General features: G+C 36.1%; 16 protein-coding genes. 12 read left to right on the forward strand and 4 right to left on the reverse strand.

What is annotated here, in order from left to right; all coding sequences use genetic code 11:
* The first annotated feature begins 31 nt into the window (after nt 1-31).
* From ACYVEC_RS08715 to ACYVEC_RS08760, 10 genes are all read left to right on the forward strand, one after another.
* Nucleotides 32-1,399, forward strand: coding sequence for an aldehyde dehydrogenase (locus ACYVEC_RS08715; RefSeq protein ID WP_063224538.1), 1,368 nt, complete (start codon nt 32-34; stop codon nt 1,397-1,399).
* Nucleotides 1,400-1,637: 238 nt separating this feature from the next.
* On the forward strand, nt 1,638-2,621 hold the full coding sequence (potA, locus tag ACYVEC_RS08720) for a spermidine/putrescine ABC transporter ATP-binding protein PotA (protein WP_063224537.1): 984 nt from the start codon (nt 1,638-1,640) through the stop codon (nt 2,619-2,621).
* Nucleotides 2,618-3,466, forward strand: coding sequence for a spermidine/putrescine ABC transporter permease PotB (gene potB / locus ACYVEC_RS08725; protein WP_000715496.1), 849 nt, complete (start codon nt 2,618-2,620; stop codon nt 3,464-3,466). The genes potA and potB overlap by 4 nt, the downstream gene beginning before the upstream one ends.
* 6 nt (nt 3,467-3,472) lie before the next feature.
* Nucleotides 3,473-4,273, forward strand: a complete 801-nt coding sequence (gene potC / locus ACYVEC_RS08730) for a spermidine/putrescine ABC transporter permease PotC (RefSeq protein WP_000714199.1) — start codon at nt 3,473-3,475, stop codon at nt 4,271-4,273.
* A 38-nt stretch (nt 4,274-4,311) separates the two neighbouring features.
* Nucleotides 4,312-5,361 carry a spermidine/putrescine ABC transporter substrate-binding protein PotD gene (gene potD / locus ACYVEC_RS08735; RefSeq protein WP_063224536.1) on the forward strand — a complete coding sequence of 350 codons (1,050 nt, stop codon included), beginning with the start codon at nt 4,312-4,314 and terminating at the stop codon, nt 5,359-5,361.
* A gap of 60 nt (nt 5,362-5,421) precedes the next feature.
* Nucleotides 5,422-6,069, forward strand: coding sequence for a phosphatase PAP2 family protein (locus ACYVEC_RS08740; RefSeq protein ID WP_142332818.1), 648 nt, complete (start codon nt 5,422-5,424; stop codon nt 6,067-6,069).
* Nucleotides 6,070-6,179: 110 nt separating this feature from the next.
* Nucleotides 6,180-8,372, forward strand: coding sequence for an MMPL family transporter (locus tag ACYVEC_RS08745; protein WP_098556546.1), 2,193 nt, complete (start codon nt 6,180-6,182; stop codon nt 8,370-8,372).
* A 100-nt stretch (nt 8,373-8,472) separates the two neighbouring features.
* A complete protein-coding gene (locus ACYVEC_RS08750) occupies nt 8,473-8,889 on the forward strand; it encodes a hypothetical protein (protein WP_060630031.1) in 417 nt (138 codons plus the stop codon).
* A 99-nt stretch (nt 8,890-8,988) separates the two neighbouring features.
* Nucleotides 8,989-9,912 carry an RluA family pseudouridine synthase gene (locus tag ACYVEC_RS08755; protein WP_063224533.1) on the forward strand — a complete coding sequence of 308 codons (924 nt, stop codon included), beginning with the start codon at nt 8,989-8,991 and terminating at the stop codon, nt 9,910-9,912.
* Between the two features lie 91 nt (nt 9,913-10,003).
* Nucleotides 10,004-10,609: a DUF1648 domain-containing protein gene (locus tag ACYVEC_RS08760; RefSeq protein ID WP_060630033.1), complete on the forward strand. Its 606-nt coding sequence runs from the start codon at nt 10,004-10,006 to the stop codon at nt 10,607-10,609.
* A gap of 40 nt (nt 10,610-10,649) precedes the next feature.
* On the opposite strand, the gene ACYVEC_RS08765 is transcribed toward ACYVEC_RS08760, so the two are convergent.
* From ACYVEC_RS08765 to ACYVEC_RS08780, 4 genes are all read right to left on the reverse strand, one after another.
* Nucleotides 10,650-11,510 (reverse strand): CAP domain-containing protein, encoded by an 861-nt coding sequence (locus ACYVEC_RS08765; RefSeq protein ID WP_275718905.1) that lies wholly within the window; start codon nt 11,508-11,510, stop codon nt 10,650-10,652.
* 465 nt (nt 11,511-11,975) lie between these two features.
* A complete protein-coding gene (locus tag ACYVEC_RS08770; RefSeq protein ID WP_063224531.1) occupies nt 11,976-13,304 on the reverse strand; it encodes a (Fe-S)-binding protein in 1,329 nt (442 codons plus the stop codon).
* Nucleotides 13,301-14,713, reverse strand: coding sequence for a glycolate oxidase subunit GlcD (gene glcD, locus ACYVEC_RS08775; protein WP_063224530.1), 1,413 nt, complete (start codon nt 14,711-14,713; stop codon nt 13,301-13,303). Before glcD ends, ACYVEC_RS08770 begins: the two co-directional genes overlap by 4 nt.
* Nucleotides 14,714-14,830: 117 nt before the next feature.
* Entirely contained in the window at nt 14,831-15,946 is a 1,116-nt protein-coding gene (locus ACYVEC_RS08780; protein WP_063224529.1) for a CdaR family transcriptional regulator, read from the reverse strand.
* Nucleotides 15,947-16,082: 136 nt separating this feature from the next.
* On the opposite strand from ACYVEC_RS08780, the gene ACYVEC_RS08785 reads away from it, so the two are divergent.
* Nucleotides 16,083-17,057, forward strand: coding sequence for a YncE family protein (locus ACYVEC_RS08785; RefSeq protein WP_063224528.1), 975 nt, complete (start codon nt 16,083-16,085; stop codon nt 17,055-17,057).
* Entirely contained in the window at nt 17,050-17,721 is a 672-nt protein-coding gene (locus ACYVEC_RS08790; protein WP_063224527.1) for a response regulator transcription factor, read from the forward strand. The genes ACYVEC_RS08785 and ACYVEC_RS08790 overlap by 8 nt, the downstream gene beginning before the upstream one ends.
* Nucleotides 17,722-17,723 lie beyond the last annotated feature (2 nt).

Below are 17,723 nucleotides of genomic sequence, written 5' to 3' on the forward strand. Positions count from 1 at the left end.
TTGGATAAAAATAGTGGGGGAAGGTGAATGAATGAGCGTTTCTTCTATTGTAAATAAACAAAAGGAATATTTTTATAATGGCCATACGCGAAGTGTAGCAGTGAGAAAGAATAATTTGAAGAAGCTTTATGAAGGCATTCAGCGTTTTGAAGAAGAAATATTTCAGGCGTTGAAATTAGATTTAAATAAGTCAATTCATGAGTCGTTTACAACGGAAGTTGGGTATGTATTAAAAGAAATTTCCTTTCAATTGAAGCATATTTCATCATGGAGTAAACCGAAGCGTGTTCGAACAGCACTCACCCATTTTGGATCAAAGGGGAAAGTAGTGCCCGAACCGTACGGTGTGACACTTATTATTGCACCTTGGAACTATCCGTTTCAATTAGCAATTGCACCACTTGTAGGAGCGTTGGCAGCTGGAAATACAGTTGTTTTAAAGCCGTCAGAGTTAACGCCAAATGTTTCAAAAGTGCTTACGAGAATGTTAGAGGAATTATTCCAAGAAGAGCTTGTAGCGGTAGTAGAAGGCGGTATAGAAGAGAGTACGGAATTGTTAAAGGAACCATTTGATTATATTTTCTTTACAGGTAGTGTCGGTGTTGGAAAAGTTGTGATGGAAGCAGCTGCGAAACGGTTGACGCCGCTTACGTTAGAACTTGGCGGAAAAAGTCCGTGTATTGTACATAAAGATGCGAAAATAGATGTAACAGCAAGACGAATTGTGTGGGGGAAGTTTTTAAATGCAGGGCAAACGTGTGTAGCCCCGGATTATATGTATGTGCATGCTTCCGTGAAAGAACAGTTAATCGAGGCATTACGACACGAAATTGCGGAGCAGTATGGCAAAGAGCCACTGCATAATGATCATTACGTGCGAATTGTGAGTGATCGTCATTTTGAACGATTATGTCGATTTTTACAAGATGGTCAAGTCGTAATTGGCGGGAACTATAAGAAAGATACATTACATATTGAACCGACAGTAGTAACGAACATTACATGGCAAGATGCGGTTATGGAAGATGAAATTTTTGGTCCGATTTTACCAATTGTAGAGTACGACAACATAGAAGAGGTAATTGACACAATTCAGCAACATCCAAAGCCGTTAGCGTTATATGTATTTTCTGAAGATAAAGAAGTACAAAAGAAAGTGACGAGTAATATTTCATATGGCGGAGGTTGTATTAATGATGTTGTCTATCATCTTGCAACGCCATATTTACCTTTTGGGGGCGTCGGTAGTAGTGGGTTAGGGAGTTATCATGGGGAAGAAAGTTTTCGGACTTTTTCACATTATAAAAGTATTTTGGCCCAATCTACGGCATTTGATATGAAAATTCGTTACTCTTCTACAAAAAGTGCTTTAAAATTCATACGAAAGTTGTTAAAATGATGATGGTGTTTATCAGTAGGCGTAGCCGTATGATAATAGCCCCTTCGCAATGGAAGGGGTTTTTCTGTTCGACGTTATGTATCGTGCGAAAATGAATCAAACATAATACATAAAGAATAGAAGCGAACGCTTGTTAAATAATCATTTTTGTTTGGATCGAAACAAAAAATAGTCTATAGAACATAAATATTTATTCATGAATATAAAAATTAAAATTTAAGGTAGATAGGACGGGAAAATGAAAAAGATTATTAAAGTTGAAGCAGTAGAAAAACATTTTGGAAATCAAGTGATTATCCCACCTCTTTCTTTAGATATTAAAGAAGGAGAATTTTTAACAATTTTAGGACCGAGTGGTTGCGGGAAAACGACGTTACTTCGTATGATCGCAGGTTTTGAAACTCCAACTAAAGGGAATCTTTTATTAGATGATGAAAAGATTAACGATTTGCCACCGTACAAGCGTCATATGAATTTAGTGTTCCAACATTATGCGCTATTCCCACATATGAATGTGGAGAAAAATATTTGTTTCGGTATGAAAATGCAGAAAGTACTGGCAGCAGAGCAGAAAGAGCGTGCTGAAGAGGCAATGCGTTTAACGCAGTTACTTGAGTTCCGTAATCGTAAACCTGCGAAGCTTTCTGGTGGACAGCAGCAGCGTGTAGCAATTGCGAGAGCGATTGTAAATAACCCGCGTGTATTATTACTAGATGAGCCACTTGGGGCGTTAGACTTTAAGTTAAGAAAAGACTTGCAACGTGAATTGAAAAACTTACAACGTAATTTAGGAATTACGTTCATATACGTAACGCACGATCAAGAAGAAGCGATGAGCATGAGTGATCGTATTGTTGTTATGAATAAAGGACATATTGAACAAATCGGAACGCCGAAAGAAATTTATAATAAGCCAAAAACGATGTTCGTTGCAACATTTATCGGTGAAAATAATATTGTGAAAAACGGGGAAGGCTATGTAGCAATTCGCCCTGAAAACGTAAAGGTACGTTCGGTTGAAGAGCCGATTTTAAAAGAATACCATCTTGGACATATTGAAGACATTGAGTTTGTTGGAAATATGGAAAAGCTGTATGTACGTGACGAGAAAACATCAGAATTACTAATGGCATATCAAACTGCTGAAGAAGCAACGCAGTGGAGCATTGGAGATAATGTATACGTAGGCTGGGAGCAAGAGGACGAGGTGACCTTAAATTGAAAAAAGGGAAATTACTCGCACTACCTACAGTCGCGTGGCTGTTAATCTTCTTCCTAATTCCCCTTCTGTTTGTATTGGCATTTGCCTTCATGCAGCGCGGAGCATACGGAACAGTGGAAATGCAATTTACGTTAGAGAATATAGCTCGTGTGTTTGATCCACTATACATGGGAACGTTATGGGAAACTGTTAAGATTGCAGTTATTACAACAGTAATCTGTTTAGTAATTGGTTATCCATTTGCTTATACAATTACAATTGTTGATCGTAAATACCGTTCAATTCTTTTATTATTGGCAACGATCCCGTTTTGGATTAACTTCCTTGTTCGTTCATACGCATGGATTGTTATTTTACGTTCACAAGGTCTTGTAAACACATTGCTATTGAAACTAGGTATTATTAGTGAACCTTTAAATTTACTATATAATACACCTTCTGTAATACTCGGAATGGTATATTCTTTATTACCATTTATGATTTTACCAGTGTATGCAGCGATTGAGCAGCTTGATAAGCGTAAGCTAGAAGCAGCTTATGATTTAGGTGCAACACCAGTAAAGGCATTTTGGAATGTTACAGTACCAATGACGATGTCAGGGATTGCTACGGGTTCTATTTTAGTGTTTGTTTCTTCTATCGGAATGTTTGTTGTATCAGACGTTATGGGTGGATCGAAAGTAGCGTTAATCGGAAACGTAATTCAAAATCAATTCTTAGGAGCGCGTGATTGGCCGTTTGGATCTGCGTTATCTATGATTGTTGTTCTATTCTCTGTTCTGTTAATTTACTTATATTATCGTGCAACGAAAGTATATAAATATGATGGGAACGGAGGGGAATAGGCAAAGATGAAGAAGTTTTTAGTTTCTTATTCTTGGTTAATTTTATTGTTCTTGTATTTTCCAATGATGGTTTTAATGGTATATTCCTTCAATGATTCTCGCATTAACGCGGAATGGGAAGGTTTTACATTCCATTGGTATACAGATTTATTTCAAAAACAAGATGTTATTGATGCGTTTGTAAATAGTATGACGATCGCGATCGTAACGACGATTGTAACGACAGTTCTTGGCGTGATTTTCGCGATTGCATTACATCGTTATAAATATCGTTATGAAGGTGCTATTAACGGTCTTGTGTATTTACCAATTTTAATTCCTGATATTTTAATGGGATTATCTTTACTTATCTTATTTAGTCAATTAGGTATGGAACTTGGCAAAACAACAATTATTATTGCACACATTACATTTAGTATTTCATTTGTTGTCGTTATTTTAGCAGCACGTCTATCTGGTATGGGACGTGATTTAGAAGAGGCTGCGAATGATTTAGGAGCAACGCCGTGGCAAACGTTTCGTTATGTAACGTTCCCAGCAATTGCACCAGGAGTTATTTCAGCCGCATTATTAACATTCACATTATCAATTGATGATTTTGTAATTAGTTTCTTCGTATCAGGACCAGGATCAACAACATTGCCATTATACATTTACAGTATGGTTAAGCGCGGAGTATCACCAGAAATTAATGCACTTTCTACAATTTTAATTGTAGCTATCGTAGGATTAATGGTTCTATCTGAAATCTTCCGTAACAAAGGTGCAGATGGTGAAGAAAACTCTGGAGGACACCTTCCTTTATAATACGAACGATATAGAAAGTACGAGGGGGTAATAAACCGATGAAATTAATGAAAAGATTAGCCGGCGCAGCAATTAGCTTTAGCCTTATTGCTGGTGTACTTGCTGGTTGTGGTGAAAAGAAAGAAGAGTTAAACATTTATAGCTGGGCTGACAATTTTGATGAGCAAGTGCTAAGAGATTTTGAAAAGAAATATAATGTGAAAATTAACTATGATAAGTATGCAAGTAATGAAGAAATGCTTGCGAAATTACAAGCTGGTGGCGCGAAGTATGATTTAATTCAGCCGTCTGATTACATGGTTAAAACAATGGCAAAAATGGATTTATTAGCGCCGTTAGATAAAAAGAATATCCCAAATATCGAAAACATGGTTTCTAATTTCAAAACACCTGCGTTTGATCCAGAGAATAAATATTCTTTAGTATACACTTGGGGTGTAACTGGTATTGCATACAATAAAAAGTATGTCAAAGAAGCACCTACAAGCTGGAATGACTTATGGAATGAGAAATATAAAGGGCATGTAACTTTATTAAACGATTCTCGTGAAGTATTAGGTATGGGTCTTAAGAAAAACGGCTTCTCAAACAGCACGAAAGACGATGCGCAGTTAAAGACAGCAGCAACTGATTTACAGAAGCTACTTCCAAACTTATTAGCATTTGATACAGATAATATTAAACAAAAGTTCATTACAGAAGATGCTTGGATCGGAACGGTTTGGTCTGGAGATGCAGCATTTATCGCAAAAGATAATAAAGATGTAGAGTACGTTGTACCAAAAGAAGGCGGCACAATTTGGGCTGATACGTTAGCAATTCCAAAAGGTGCGAAAAACAAAGAGCTTGCAGAGAAGTTTATGAACTACTTATTAGATGAAAAAGTAAGTGTGAAAAACTACGAGTCAATTGGATACAGTAATCCTAATGAAAAAGCTCACCCTCTTCATAGTAAAGAATATCGCGATAACCATATGATTTTCTTAACGAAAGAAGAATTAGATCGTACAGAATGGCTTGTTGATGTAGATGATAAGTTAAAAGACTATGATCGTTACTGGACAGAGCTAAAAACAAAAGGTAAATAAGTAAGGAGGATGCGGTTTCTAAAGTAGAAATCGCATTTTTTCATAGTAGGAGGAAATCGTTTGAAGAAGAAGTTGCATCAATATGAGGGAATGTGTATCGGTTTATTACTTGCTGTATTTGGCATTGTTGCTTGGCGAGTACATGCTGGTGGCGTTACAGTGATGGATACATATATCCGAGGATTAGTAAAAGGATTACAAACAGAAGGTTCGCTTACATTTTTCTCACACTATACAAAATTAGGGTCTGCCATTGGGATTGTAACTACGCTCGTTATAAGTTTACTTGTTTTTTGGAGAAAACGTTATTATGCTGCGATGATCGTGTATCCAATGGGCATTTTAACAACACATCTTGTGAATAAAGGGATAAAAGAAATTGTGAAAAGGAAGCGTCCGTCGTTAAATGAAGCATTTGATGCGCTTGGGTATAGTTTCCCTAGTGGGCATGCAATGTTATCTATTATGACATTCGGGTTTCTTGCTTATATTATTGCGGCAAATTTGAAGAATGTGACTGGGAAATATGTTATAACGATTTTGCTGGGAATAGTAATCGTATCGATTGGATTAAGTAGAGTCATTTTAAATGTACATTATCCAACTGATATTTTAGCAGGTTACTGCGTAGGTGGTATTCTATTAATTATCGCGATTTATTGCCATCGTTTACTTACTGAGAGGCTTGGTCTTAATAAAGAGAGATAGAAAAACGTCTAGAAAAACTATTATTATAGTTCTTCTAGACGTTTTTTGTTTGCATGAAGATGTGATACAGTATAAATGACAATTGAATTATGTAAAGTAGGTGAAAATGTTTGAAAACAAATGTACATAAAGTGGATAAGTGGGGGAAGTTAGGAGCTTTTTTGTATCAGTTTCGTTATACAGTAATTGTAGCACTACTACTGGTTGCGATAGCAATCGGTATTTTCGCTCCAAAGCTACCGGGAGTATTAGGTGGCGATGGCTTTCAAACGGAAGGGGACTATCAAAAAACGAAAGAAATTTTAGATAAAGATTTTAAGAGGTCTCAAGATACGCTGCTACTGGTTTTTGAAAAAAATAAGGGTGTTTCACATGAGGAATTTCAAAAGCAAGTAGAGGGAATTGTAAAAAGTGTACCAGAGAAAGAGACATATGAATCTTTCCATCACCCGATACAAAATAAAGAAATGTTACAAGATGATATCGGCTATGCGACAATTTTATTTTCCGGGAAAACAAATAAGGAACGAATGGAAACGACATTACAATTTGCTGATAAAATCGAAAAGGAAAGTAATGCAGCATTAAAAGTAACGCCTACAGGGTTTCCGAAAATTAATCAAGAGATTAATGAAAGAACGCAAAATGATTTAAAAGTAGCAGAGATGATTGGGTTACCGATTGCATTCCTCGTATTACTATTTTCATTTGGTAGCCTTTTAGCATCAATTTTACCAATTGTAAATGGGGCACTTAGTGTTATTAGTACGATGGGCATATTATACTTTATAGGTAGCGATAAGGAACTATCTATCTTTGTGTTAAATGTTGCACCGATGATCGGACTCGCGCTATCTATTGATTTTGCACTATTATTTGTAAATCGCTTTCGAGAGGAAGTTGCAAAGCGAACGGTAAAAGAAGCGATTGCAATTACATATCAGACAGCAGGGCGCGCGATCGTATTTTCAGGATTATGTGTATTTGTTGGATTATCTGGTTTGTTTTTCTTTAAGATTGATTATATTCAGTCTGTCGCAATTAGCGGAATGATTGTTGTGATTATGAGTATTTTATTCTCACTCACACTTCTTCCGGCGTTATTATCACTAATTGGTAAACGAATATTAAAAAAGAATCAAGTAGCACATACGCCGGCAAAGGCATGGCGTAAATTTGCGCAATTTGTAATGAAACACCCAATAGCGATGATTATTGTTGTTACAACATTTATTGTTATTTGCCTATTACCATTACGTACAGCTAATTTGCAGTTCCCTGACGTGGAGGCTCTACCTAAACAAAGTGATACAAGAATTGCATATGAGAAGTACGAAGAGGCATTTAATGAAACTGCAAAAACACATGCTGATGTTACATTAGTGGTAGAGACGAAAAAAGATATGAAAGAAAAAGAAAGTTTACAAAAGGTAGAAGAAGTCGTTCAAAAATTAAAAGATGATAAGAAAGTATATGAAGTAAGAAGCTTATACGACGGGTTAACTGGTATGAAAGCAGATCAAGTTGCTGGATTATTAGAGTCGCCAGAAGCAGCAAAACTAGCCCCTGTATTTGAAGCATATACGAAAGAGAATAAGACTACGATAGAAATCTTTTTGAAAACGAAGCCGCGTACTGAAACTGCTAAACAGTGGGTTCGTGATTTTAAACAAAACTATAAAGAAACGAATGTTACGTATTATCTAGGCGGAATGACGACGTTCCAACAAGAGTTAGAAGATGAAATTAAAGATAAAGTTGCGATTGGTATGTCTGTTATATTTGGATCGACCTTCGTTATATTATTATTTGCATTTCGATCTATACTCATTCCGATTAAGGCGATTATTATGAATATACTTAGTTTAAGCGCAACAATTGGAATTGTTGTTTGGTTATTTGAAGGTGGTCATTTTGGTTTAGAAGCGAGTCCAGTTCTATTTGTCTTACCAATCTTCATTTTCGGTCTCGTCTTTGGGCTTAGCATGGATTATGAAGTCTTTCTTATTTCGCGTATTCATGAACTGTATGAAGAAACAGGAGATAATGATCAAGCAACGTTAGAAGGACTTGTGTCAACAAGTAGAATTATTACGTCCGCCGCTTTAATTATGATTGTTGTTACCGGTGCGTTCGCCTTTACTGATATTTTACCAGTACGGCAAATGGGGCTTGGTGTTGCATTAGCGATATTCCTTGATGCAACAATTATTCGTCTTATGCTCGTACCAAGTTTAATGAAATTGTTTGGAGACTGGAACTGGTGGTTACCATTTCGAAAGAAAAGAGAAAAATCATCATAAAAAATACTCATCTATAAGATGAGTATTTTTTATGAATAGCAAGACCTACATTTTGCAAATAGTATGTGATAAGAACATTACATATAAGTAGGTGAAGGCAATGTTTCGTTATTTTAAGTTTAAGTTAAATGATACAGTACAGTTTGCAGAAAACGATGGGCATATGTATCGCATTGTCGGTTATCGGTTAGAAAAAGGATTTTATCCAAAAGATGAATGGACTCATATCATTTATGAATTGCTTAGAGATTTTGATGGGTATACGATGGATGCGGAAGAAGAGGAACTTGTAAAGGTCATTCAAGTAGAGGATGAGTATTACAAAATACAAGAAGTATCGGGCTATCGTTATCCAGTAAAAATGAAGCAAAAACAACAAGTGATGAAAGTAGAAAAGATGGATGACTTATTAGATACATATAATGACTATAAAAGATTGGCGGATTTCTTTAAAGATTTATCGTATGAACAAAAAGCGGAAGAAGTATTGCAGGAAATGAAAAGGCGTAGAGCATGAGGGGGCAGTCTACTATAAGGCTGTCCTCTATTTTTGACGGTGCATCAAATTGTGTTTTCCGTTACAATGAGAGAATCAATAGAAATAAGGTGATACAGTATGGAAACGAAGAAAAAGGGCGAATGGTGCGAAATTACTGTTCCAGCGAAATGGAATGGTATAAGTATTGATTCGTTATTAAAAATAGAATGGGAAATACCGAAAAAGTTGTTACATCAGCTTCGTATGGAAAAAGGTGTTACCGTTAACGGGGAACAGAGAAGATGGAATGAGCTTTTAAAAGAAGGCGATAAGTTACAAGTTCATATGTTTATGGAGGAAGAATACGGTGTAGAGCCTGAATATGGTGAATTAGATGTAGTATATGAAGATGATCACGTACTCATTGTAAATAAGCCTGAGAACATGGATACGCATCCTGCTGAAAAAGGTGGAACGGGAACACTTGCAAATCTTGTTGCCTTTCATTATCAAATGCAAGGTTTAGAGACGAAGGTTCGTCATATTCATCGATTAGATAAAGATACGACAGGTGGTGTCGTATTTGCTAAGCATAGAATTGCTGGTGCAATTATGGATCGTTTATTAATGGAACGAAAAATTAAAAGAACATATGCGGCGCTTGTGGAAGGGAAAGTAAAAAAGAAGCAAGGAACAATTGACGCAGCTATTGGAAGAGATCGCCATCATGCGACGAGACGACGTGTTTCTCCAAAGGGAGACCAAGCTATAACATATTATAAAGTAGAGAAGTATTTTAAAAACCAAAATGCTACGCTCGTCACGTTACAATTAGAAACAGGTAGAACACATCAAATTCGTGTTCATATGAGCCATAACGGTAATCCGTTAGTTGGAGATGTATTATATGGTGGACAAACGAAATATATGTCGGGGCAAGCGTTACATGCGATGAAGATAAACTTCTTACATCCAATTACGAAAGAAGAAATTGAAGTTGATGTATCATTTCCTACAAAATTAAACAATACCATGAAAGAATTTCAAAGAGTGAATGCGTAAAGTGTAAGTTTAAATTTGAGAAAAGTAGATTTTTGCAGGATTTTCTCTAAAAGAAGCGAAGCCGTTAAGAGAAAAGAGAGGTGAGAATCACTTGATCAAATATAAATATATACTAGGAATATTTTTCGCTTGTCTTTTAGTTACTCTATGTCTCTATCCATATTTACCGAATCAGATGGCAGTACATTGGAATGAAAATGGTCGGCCGAACGAGTTTGTGAGTAAACAAATTGTTATAGCACTTATTCCTTGCCTTATTATTTTCTTACATGGATTGATGTATATTATTTCACATAATATATATAAGTTTAATGAAGACGAGCATGTCATTATAAGTGGATTTCTAAAGACGATTACTTTATTTATGTTGTTTATCCATATGCTCATTCTCTTTATTAATTTTGGAAGCATGATATCCTTTCAAACAGGACTAACAATTGGAATTAGTATGTTTCTTTTTATGCTGAGTAAGGCGTTTAAAAAAGTTCAGAGTACAGAAAAAGACCCAATCAAATTAAAAAAGATTCGTTTAGTGAGTAGGCGTATTTTTCAAGTGATGGCATGTAGTATATTGTTTTCATTGTTTTTGAACTTGAAATGGGGATTTTATGTGTTACTTAGCGTAATAAGTGGTGGTTCTATTTTGTTTATGTTCTATGCTTTATACTCATACATAATAGAAAGTTATGAAACGTAAAAAAGAGTCTTCTCATTATGGGAAGACTCTTTTAATCTATTTACTTCGTAATAAATTGTTGTGTCCAGTAGTTGCCGCTTTCTACATAGCCAACACCGATGTGAGTGAAGCCATTATTTAAGATGTTTGCACGGTGTCCAGCACTGTTCATCCAAGCTTGTACTACTTCTTCAGGTGTACGTTGGCCTTGAGCGATGTTTTCACCTGCAGATGTATATGAAATACCAAACTTCTTCATCATGTCAAACGGAGACCCGTATGTAGGGCTGTTATGATCAAAGTAGTTATTTTTTTGCATATCTTCAGATTTAATGCGTGCTACTTTGCTTAATTCAGTGTCGATTTTTAAAGCTGGTAAACCTTGTTTTGCACGCTCAGCGTTTGTTAATTCAACAACACGTTGTTCGAACTCGCTTAAAGATTTTGCTTCTTCAGCAGGCTTTTGCTCAGCAGGTTTTTGTTCAGCAGGTTTTTGAGTATTGTTGTTTTCAGCAGGCTTTTGAGTATTGTTGTTTTCAGCAGGCTTTTGAGCTTCTGGTTTTTGAACTTCTTCAGCAGGTTTTTGTTCAGCTGGTTTTTGAGTTTCCTCAGCAGGCTTTTGAGTTTCTGGCTTAGCTGTTGGTTGCTCAGTTACAACATTTTCAGTAGGTTGTTGACCAGGAATAATGCAATTTGGTTGGAAATTTCCTTGTTGCCATTGTGCTAATGACTCAACGCCCATAGATTGTAAGAATGCTTGTAATTCTTGTTGGCTCATTTGTTTCATCATTACTTTTGAATGCTGAATATTTTGAACCTTAATATTAGATGGTTGTACTGTTGCAGCTTGTGCATCTAAAGAAGATACTCCTAAAGTAAGAGCTGTTGCAGCAGCTACAGATAATAAAACACGCTTTTTCATGATGTGTGTCCCCCTATATAAAGTTTTAATTTGTTTTCACACGATTTGTTTTTGACAGCCTGTCTGACTGACAAATTCATCGTAGCATAGATTTTGCGAGAAAAAAGATGGAAAAAAATTCATAGACTTAAAATTTACCTAATTTATCCTAAGGGTGGAAAAGGGGAAAAATAAGAGAAACATAGAGTATAAAAGGAATTTTCAGCATTTTAATACCTAGTTTTAAGAGGGTGTTTTTGGATAAAGTTTCCTAAATAGAAAATGAAGAATCCTATTGTATCAATGGTTTGAGCATTTTTTCGAGGAATATACTGGATTGATTTTTACAAAACTGTAATGTTTCTGTTGTTCTTTTTTATAATAAAGTAACATATTTTTAATGTTGTAGCAGACAAAAAAGCGGCTATCTCTTTACATAGACGAAGGAGATAGCCGTTTTCCTATTATTACGTATGTTACAAGTTATTACGAGTTAGTTTCAATTGCTTCTAATAATAAATCTACAATGTGAATTCCTCTCATTTTATGAGAAAGACCCTCTCGTTCAATACCTAATTTCATTTGTAATAAACAACCTGGATTTGCAGTAACGATGGTTGCTGCCTCTGTTTCATGCACACGGTCCATTTTGTAATCTAGAAATTCCATTGATAACTCTGAATGAACAATATTGTAAATACCAGCAGAACCACAGCAGCGGTCCGCATCTTTCATTTCACGGTATGTTGCGCCTTGGATTGCTTCTAATAACATACGAGGTTCAGAAGATGTTCGCATAACATTGCGTAAGTGACAAGAGTCTTGATACGTAATAATTTGCGGCGTGAGTCGTAAGTCATTTCGTTTATGGAAATCTAGTTCTACTAGAATAGCAGTAATATCTTTAATTTTAGAAACAAACTGCTTTGCACGTTCAGCCCACTGTGGATCATCTTTTAAAAGATAATCGTAGTCTACGAGGTAAGCTCCACAACCACCAGCATTCGTAATAATATAGTCGATGTTTAAATCTTCGAATGCTTTTATATTGCGTTTCGCTAATTCTTTTGCTCCACTTTTCTCACCAGCATGCCCATGTAATGCCCCGCAGCAACTTTGTGTTTTCGGAATAATGATATCACAACCAGCTAACTGAAGAAGTTTCATCGTTGCGTTATTTGTTTCTAAAAACATCGTATCCATTAAACAACCTGTGAAGAATGCAACTTGTTTCTTCTTTGTACTTTCAGCAGGTAAAAATTCAGGACGATCTTTCATTGCTTTCATTTTAGGGACTTTTGGTAAAACAAGATCCATCGTTGCAAGTGTTTCAGGGAATAACTTCATAACCCCTGTTTTATGTGTTAGCGTTTGTAAACCAGAACGCTGATAAAATCCAATTAATCCTGTTAATGTTCTCATTCGATTTTGATGCGGGAATAGTCCTTCAAACACGACTTTACGAACAGCTCTCACTGGCATTGAGAACTTTTTATTTTGATTAATAATATCACGGGCTTCTTCTAATAAATGGCCATAATTCACACCAGATGGACAAACAGGTTCACAAGCACGACAGCCAAGGCAAACGTTTAATGTGTTTTCAACATCTTCATCTGGCTCAATTAAACCGTCAACGACCGCTTTCATTAATGCGATACGTCCTCGTGGTGAATGTGATTCTTTATATCCAGATTGAATGTAAGTAGGGCAAGTTGGTAAACAGAAACCGCATCGCATACAATTTAGTAGTTCGTCTTCACTTAATCGTTCTTTAAATTCTTTTTGAATGTTTTCTTTATTTAATGTTGTCATCGCTCAACCACCACTCTTTTGCGAGTGTCCTTCGCGAACATCTTTCCTGGATTCATAATGTTATTTGGATCGAAGGCTTGTTTAATTCCCTGCATAGCAGCAATACCTTCCTTACCTAATTTCATTTCTAAATACGGAGCTTTCATCGCGCCAACACCATGTTCACCAGTGATCGTGCCACCAAGTTCGATTGCTTTCGCAAATATTTCAGCAAAAGCTTGTTCAGCTCGGTGCATTTCTTCATCGTTGCGAGCATCTGTCATACAAGTTGGGTGTAGGTTTCCATCGCCAGCATGCCCAAACGTACAAATAGGAATATTATATTTTTTGGCAATGGCATTAATAGCTTCAACCATCGGAGCAATCTGTGAGCGTGGTACTGTTGCATCTTCTAATATAGTAGTAGGCTTTAATCTTGCAAGTGCTGATAGTGCACTACGACGAGCCGTCCGAAGTGCATCTGCTTCCGCTTCATCTTTTGCAACGCGAACATCGACCGCGTTCATAGAGCGGCAAACGTTAGCCATTTTTTCAATATCTCGATTGACAACTTCAGGTGGACCATCTTGTTCAATTAATAAAATTGCTTTTACATCAGTTGGTAAACCGATTTGTGCAAATTCTTCTACTACTTCAATTGTCGGCTGATCTAAAAACTCAAGTGTCGCTGGAATGATTTTATTTGCAATAATAGAAGAAACAGCACGTGCAGCTTCGTTAATATCTTCATATAGTGCAAGCATCGTTTTCTTCGTTTCAGGCATAGGAACAAGTTTTAATATGGCTTCAGTTACGACGCCAAGCGTTCCTTCAGAACCGATAAATAAACGAGTTAAATCGTAACCAGCTACATCTTTTGCTAATTTACCACCAGTACGAATAATATCGCCGTTTGGTAAGACAAGTTCAAGACCCATCACATAATCACGTGTTACGCCATATTTTAATCCGCGTAATCCACCCGAGTTTTCATTAATGTTACCGCCGATTGTAGAAATTTTCATCGAGCTTGGATCTGGTGGATAAAATAAGCCTTTTTCTTCTACCGCTTTAATAATATCAAGCGTAATAACACCAGCTTGTACAGTAATTGTTAAATTCTCTTCATCAATTTCTAAAATGTTATTCATATGACGGAAAATAAGGACGATACCGCCTTCAAGTGGACATGTTCCTGCGCAAAGATTTGTTCCAGAACCACGAACATATACAGGAATGTTGTGAGTGTTACATACTTTTAACACTTCAGCTACTTCATTTGTATTACGAGGAGCAATGACTGCGTCAGGCATTGCTTGGAAGTTTGGAGTGGCATCATAACTATACGTTAAACGCCCCATATTGGATGTATCTACATTATCTTCGCCAACAATGGATACGAATGAATGAATAATTTGCTTTTCTAACATTGGAAATCCCCCTCAAACTGTTAACGTAATTAGTCATAATAAAAAACGTTGTCACAGTGCTTTCATTATAATGATAAAAAAGTCGAGGGATTCTTTCTATGTATAATCATCTAAAGATTAATCTGTTTTATCGTTATTTTTTGTTTGATTATCTAATAAAAGGAGCGAAAAGTATAAAATGTTTAAGTCTTTGAATTCTTTCGGGTCAAGTCCTGTAAGCTCATCAATCTTTTTAAGCCTGTAATGCAATGTGTTAATGTGTATATGTAATTGTTCAGCTGTTTGTTTATAGGATTGGTTATAATCGATAAATAAGCGTAAAGTGTGCATAAGCTCAGAAGATGATAGTAAGTTTTCGATGGTGCGTCTTAGAAACTGTTCCCGCGTTTCAGCAGAAATATCTTGTAAGCACATTTCTAAACGTAAATCTTCATTAAATACAATCTTTTTCGTTTCAAGTGATACGGAAAGGGCTTGTAATGCTTGTTCGTATGATAAGTTCATATTGCTTGGCGTAACGGATTGTCCAATCCCGATATATAAAGGAATAGAAAACAAAGTTTCACAGTCTTGTTTTAATCGTTTTAAAAATTGATACGTTTGCTCTTTGGAGCTTGTGGCTGTAAATAAAATGAATCGATCATTTCCCCAGCGAACAAATAGATGCTCCTTTGTTAATAGATTGCGTACGTGTTGCCAAATCTTACGCTGAAGCATCGTGTCATTTTGATCGATAGAGAACAAAATAAGTTGTTTCTTCTTATATAAATCAATACCAAGTGTTTTTGCGCGATCGAGAAAGCTTGGAGACCAGTCTGTATTTTGAAGCCAATCAAAGACAAATGCTTCATAAGAACGGTGTTCAAGTTCTAGTTGTTCTAAAAAGTAGTTCTCATGAATGAGTAGTTCGGTCATCTTACGTAATATTTCGCCGTATTGTGAAATGTTTTCAGGTTCGCCTGTAATTCCAATGACACCAATTACTTCGTCATGGAATAGTAAAGGGAGGTTCATACCCGCCTTTACGCCATGCAAACGTTGTTCATCTTCTTTTGTAATAATGACAGTTTTCTTTTGTTTCGCACAGCGGAGTGCACCTTCATGAAATTGACCGATTCTTTCTATATCTGTACTTGCGATAATAACGCCTTGTATATTAATGATAATGATATTTTCTTTAATTAGTCTGCGTACTTCTCGTACAATTTTATTCGCTAAATCAGGAAAAAGCATAATTTGCACACCTCAAATTCTATTTGTTGTACATTATATATGTAAATGAAGTAAGAAAGGGAAATTTCACACTTTCCACACATTTATTTGTTATTTTACAATTATAACGAAATCATCCGAAGATGGAGGGAATCTTTTGAGAAAGTACGTTTTTCTTCTCTGTTTTTTATTTCTATTAGTAGGGTGTCAAGGAAGTTCATATACACCGATTGCTAAAGATAAAAGTGTTATTATAACAACGAATATAAAAGAAGGTAGTATTAGTTTTGTTGATAAACAAACTAAAAGGTTAATTACGACATGGGAACTTAATGAACCGATGGCAGGAATTGTACTACTTCCAAACGGCGAGGATATACTTGTATATGGTAAGCAGTTAGAGTACATGTATGTATATTCACTAGCAGAAGGAAGACAAGTGAAAAAATATAAAACTGGAAAAGGTATTGTAAATGTAATCGTATCTGAAGATAAAAAACAATTATTTGCTGCCGATCAGACTGCTCAAAAGGTAAGGTTCTTTACGATAAAAGGGAAAGAGACAGGGAGTGTGTCAACCGGAAAAGGACCAATAACGATGGTAGAGTACCATAACCAATTATCTGTATTAAACTTTTATGATACGAAACTAACGACAATTGATACAAAGAAAAAAGAAGTGATACAATCCTTTATGATTCCCCCAGCGTCAACGGGAGCAACAATTAGTCCGGATGGGAAAGAAATATGGATTGGCGGACATGGTGATGGAAATCAAGTCAATGAGAAAGTATTAGTGTATTCTTTACAAAGCGGAGAAATGGTGCGTTCTTTACATGCTCCGTTTATGCCTGTGAATATAACGAAGGATAATAAGTATGTATATGCATTAAGTCACGGTTCGAATACGCTTAGAAAGTTTGATGTTAGCACGTATAAAGAGGTGGCTTCTGCAGAAGTAGGATCGAACCCATTTGCATTTTTGAAGAGCGGAGCAGAGGGGTACGTAGCAAGCTATGATAGTGATGAAGTGTGCGTCATGGATATGAAGAATTTGAAAATAAAACAAACAATTAAAGTAGGAAAAGGGCCGTTTCAACTCATAGAGAGGGAAGGGAAGGACAATGAATAAATATAGGGTATTAGTTGTAGATGATGAAAGTGATATGAGGCAGCTTGTTGGAATGTACTTAGATAATTTCGGATACGAGTGGGGAGAAGCTGAAAATGGAAAAGAGGCTCTAAAAAAATTAGAGACGGATCATTATGATTTCGTTGTACTAGATATTATGATGCCAGAGATGGATGGACTTTCAGTTTGTAAAGAAATTAGAAAAACGTCAGATGTACCAATTATATTTTTAACAGCAAAAGGTGAAGAGTGGAATAGGGTGAACGGCTTACGTATGGGAGCAGATGATTATATTGTAAAGCCATTTAGTCCTGGTGAACTAATCGCTCGTATGGAAGCTGTATTAAGACGTTATACAAAGCAAGAGCAACAAGAAGAGATTCAGTTTGGACCGATTCTTATTAATGAAAAAAGTAGGAAGATTGAGTCTGATGGTGAACCGATTTCTCTTACAGTAAAAGAGTTTGATTTACTCTATTTTCTTTGCCAACATACGGGACAAGTATTTAGCCGGGAACAATTGCTGGAAAAGGTATGGGGATATGATTATGCCGGAAGTACAAGGACAGTAGATACGCACGTGAAAACGATGCGTTTGAAGCTTGGGGAAAGTGGAAACTACATTCAAACTGTTTGGGGTGTAGGCTATAAATTTGAGGTGTAACC

This window comes from Bacillus sp. MN7755 (assembly GCF_054771475.1).

Bases quoted from the DNA above. Each gene is read 5' to 3' on its own strand.
- ACYVEC_RS08715 (WP_063224538.1), top strand. From the start codon at position 32: ATGAGCGTTTCTTCTATTGTAAATAAACAAAAGGAATATTTTTATAAT.
- potA (WP_063224537.1), top strand. From the start codon at position 1,638: ATGAAAAAGATTATTAAAGTTGAAGCAGTAGAAAAACATTTTGGAAAT.
- potC (WP_000714199.1), top strand. From the start codon at position 3,473: ATGAAGAAGTTTTTAGTTTCTTATTCTTGGTTAATTTTATTGTTCTTG.
- potD (WP_063224536.1), top strand. From the start codon at position 4,312: ATGAAATTAATGAAAAGATTAGCCGGCGCAGCAATTAGCTTTAGCCTT.
- ACYVEC_RS08750 (WP_060630031.1), top strand. From the start codon at position 8,473: ATGTTTCGTTATTTTAAGTTTAAGTTAAATGATACAGTACAGTTTGCA.
- ACYVEC_RS08755 (WP_063224533.1), top strand. From the start codon at position 8,989: ATGGAAACGAAGAAAAAGGGCGAATGGTGCGAAATTACTGTTCCAGCG.
- ACYVEC_RS08765 (WP_275718905.1), bottom strand. From the start codon at position 11,510: ATGAAAAAGCGTGTTTTATTATCTGTAGCTGCTGCAACAGCTCTTACT.
- ACYVEC_RS08770 (WP_063224531.1), bottom strand. From the start codon at position 13,304: ATGACAACATTAAATAAAGAAAACATTCAAAAAGAATTTAAAGAACGA.
- glcD (WP_063224530.1), bottom strand. From the start codon at position 14,713: ATGTTAGAAAAGCAAATTATTCATTCATTCGTATCCATTGTTGGCGAA.
- ACYVEC_RS08780 (WP_063224529.1), bottom strand. From the start codon at position 15,946: ATGCTTTTTCCTGATTTAGCGAATAAAATTGTACGAGAAGTACGCAGA.
- ACYVEC_RS08790 (WP_063224527.1), top strand. From the start codon at position 17,050: ATGAATAAATATAGGGTATTAGTTGTAGATGATGAAAGTGATATGAGG.